A 2411-nucleotide genomic window follows, 5' to 3' on the forward strand; every position below is an offset into this window, starting at 1 on the left:
TGTTGGAACTCGATCTTGGACAGCTTGGTCAGCCCCGCGACCAGATCGCCGATCTCCGGCCCGAACTGCGCCCGGATGTCGGCGTCGGTCGCGAGCGTGTCCTCGACCGTGTCGTGCAGAAGCCCCGCGGCGACGGTCACGTGGTCGAGCCGCATCTCCGCGAGCAGCTCCGCGACCGCGAGCGGGTGGGTCAGATAGGGCTCGCCGGAGAGGCGCATCTGCCCCTGGTGCACCTTGGCGGAGTACACGTACGCCTTCTCGAGCAGAGAGACGTCGACGCCCGGGAAGTGTCCCTGCACCTGCTCCACGATCTCGTGGATGCGCGGCATCTAGGCGCGCTCGCGCCGCGCGTCGCGGATCACGCGCAACAGCTCGTCGATCGCCTTGTCGATCGAGTCGTTCACGATCCGATGCTGACACTGCTCCGCGTAGGCGAGCTCCTCGCGCGCGATCTCCAGCCGCCGACGCGTCACCACGTCGTCCTCGGTGTTGCGCTCGCGCAGCCTCGCCTCGAGCACCTCGAGCGAGGGCGGCAGGATGAAGACCCGCACGGCATCGGGGAGCCGCGCCTGGAGCTGCTTGGCGCCCTGCACCTCGACCTCGAGGATCATGTCGAAGCCTTCGCGGGTCGGCGCGTCGACCGCCGCGCGGCTGGTCCCGTACAGGTTGCCCTGGTACTCCGCCCATTCCAGGAATGCGCCGCTCGCGACGAGCGCGCGGAATCCGGCTGCGTCGACGAAGTGGTAGTCCACGCCGTCGCGCTCGCCGGGACGCGGGCGGCGCGTGGTGTGCGAGACCGAGAAGCGAACGCCCGGGTCGGCTTCGAGCACGCGGCGGACCAGCGTGCTCTTGCCCACGCCCGACGGGCCGGAGACCACGAAGACGTTGCCGAGCCGGACGCGGCTCACGGCTCGAGACCCGGGTCGTCGCGCCCGGCCAGGCGCAGCGCCAGCGTCTCGGGCTGAACCGCGGAGAGCACGACGTGATCGGAGTCCGTGACGATCACGGAGCGCGTCTTGCGCCCCTGGGTCGCGTCGACGAGCTTGCCGCGCTGGCCGGCCTCTTCGCGCAGGCGCCGGATCGGCGCGGCGGCCGGGCCGACCACCGCGACGACGCGCGCGGCGACCACGACGTTCCCATAGCCGACGTTCAAGAGCTTCACTCTACGTTCAGGACCTGCTCGCGCAGCTTCTCCTGCTCCGTCTTCAGATCGACGACGGCGCGGGACAGCGCCGCGTCGGCCGACTTGCTGCCGATCGTGTTCGTCTCGCGCCCGATCTCCTGCAGCACGAACTCGAGCTTGCGGCCCACCGCGCCCGGCGCGTCGAGCGTCTCGGCGAACTGCTCCAGATGGCTGCGCAGGCGCACGGTCTCCTCGGTGACGTCCTGCCGATCGACGTAGAGGACGACCTCCTGCTCGAGCCTCGCGGGGTCGGTCTCGAGCTCGGGCGCGAGCGCTGCGAGGCGCTTCTCGAGCCGGCCGCGCAGCCCGGCCAGAACCGCAGCCGCGCGCGTCTCGACCTGGCCGACCAGCGCCTCGATCCGCGCGAGCCTCCCGCGCAGCTCGCGGAGCAGCGCCTCGCCCTCGCGGCCGCGCATCTCCGCGGCGGCCGCGCAGGCGCTCGAGATCGTCTCGAGCAGTCCGGCCTCGAGCGCCTCGATCTCGAGCTCGGGGTCGCGCAGGCGCGCGACACCGGGAAGCGACAGAAGTCGGGCGGCCGAGAGATCCGACGGAAGCTGCAGCTCGCTCACCAGCGCCTGCGCGGCGTTCGCGTAGCGGCGCGCGGAGTCGAGGTCGAGCTCGAGACGCGGCGAGAGCTCGCCCTCTTTCGGGAAGCGCACCGAAATCTCCACCTGCCCGCGCTCGAAGAAGCGAGATGCCTCCGCGCGCGCCTCGCGCTCGAGCGCGGCGAGCTCTCGCGGAAGCCTCACCCGCACCTCGAGGTGGCGCGAGTTCACCGTTCGCACCTCTGCCGAGAGGCCGAGTGGACCATCGGCTCGGCCGAATCCCGTCATCGAGCTCCGGCCCGGTCGCGCGGACCTCCCGCTCACCGCGACAGGCCCCGGCGCGCGAGCTCCGCCTGCGCGCTCTCGACCTTGTCCTCGGGGCGCTGGCTGCGCACGAACGCGATCACCTCGTCGATTCCGTCCTCGAGCCGCAATTGCGCCTCGAAGCCGAGCGTGCGCTTCGCGTGCGTCGGGTCGGCGAAGCAGTGCCGGATGTCGCCCGCGCGGAAGCGCTCGGTGATCTCGGGCCGGATCTCGAGCCCGAGCCGCTCGGCGAGCAGCTCGCCCACGCGCCGGATCGTCGTGGGCCGGCCGGTCCCGACGTTGCACACGCGGCCGCCGGCGGCCTCGCAGCGCAGCGCGAGAAGATTCGCGCGCACGATGTCCGACACGTGCACGAAGTC

Annotated in this window: 5 protein-coding genes; all 5 read right to left on the reverse strand. The window is 71.8% G+C overall.

Annotation, left to right across the window (positions count from 1 at the left end):
- Nucleotides 1–329: bifunctional (p)ppGpp synthetase/guanosine-3',5'-bis(diphosphate) 3'-pyrophosphohydrolase (locus tag FJ108_18420; GenBank protein ID MBM4337868.1), on the reverse strand; the 329-nt coding region annotated here is incomplete at its 3' end.
- Entirely contained in the window at nucleotides 330–908 is a 579-nt protein-coding gene (locus tag FJ108_18425) for a guanylate kinase (GenBank protein MBM4337869.1), read from the reverse strand.
- Complete coding sequence (locus tag FJ108_18430; GenBank protein ID MBM4337870.1) at nucleotides 905–1162, reverse strand: DUF370 domain-containing protein; 258 nt, start codon at nucleotides 1160–1162, stop codon at nucleotides 905–907. Before FJ108_18430 ends, FJ108_18425 begins: the two co-directional genes overlap by 4 nt.
- Nucleotides 1159–2016, reverse strand: a complete 858-nt coding sequence (locus FJ108_18435; protein ID MBM4337871.1) for a YicC family protein — start codon at nucleotides 2014–2016, stop codon at nucleotides 1159–1161. The genes FJ108_18430 and FJ108_18435 overlap by 4 nt, the downstream gene beginning before the upstream one ends.
- Before the next feature lie 32 nt (nucleotides 2017–2048).
- A partial coding sequence (locus tag FJ108_18440; GenBank protein ID MBM4337872.1) for a nucleoside-diphosphate-sugar epimerase occupies nucleotides 2049–2411 on the reverse strand: 363 nt, incomplete at its 5' end.

Source organism: Deltaproteobacteria bacterium, from assembly GCA_016875225.1.
Lineage (GTDB): Bacteria > Myxococcota_A > UBA9160 > SZUA-336 > SZUA-336 > VGRW01.

Excerpts from the sequence above, each read along its gene's own strand:
- FJ108_18435 (MBM4337871.1), bottom strand. The coding sequence starts at position 2,016 with ATGACGGGATTCGGCCGAGCCGATGGTCCACTCGGCCTCTCGGCAGAG.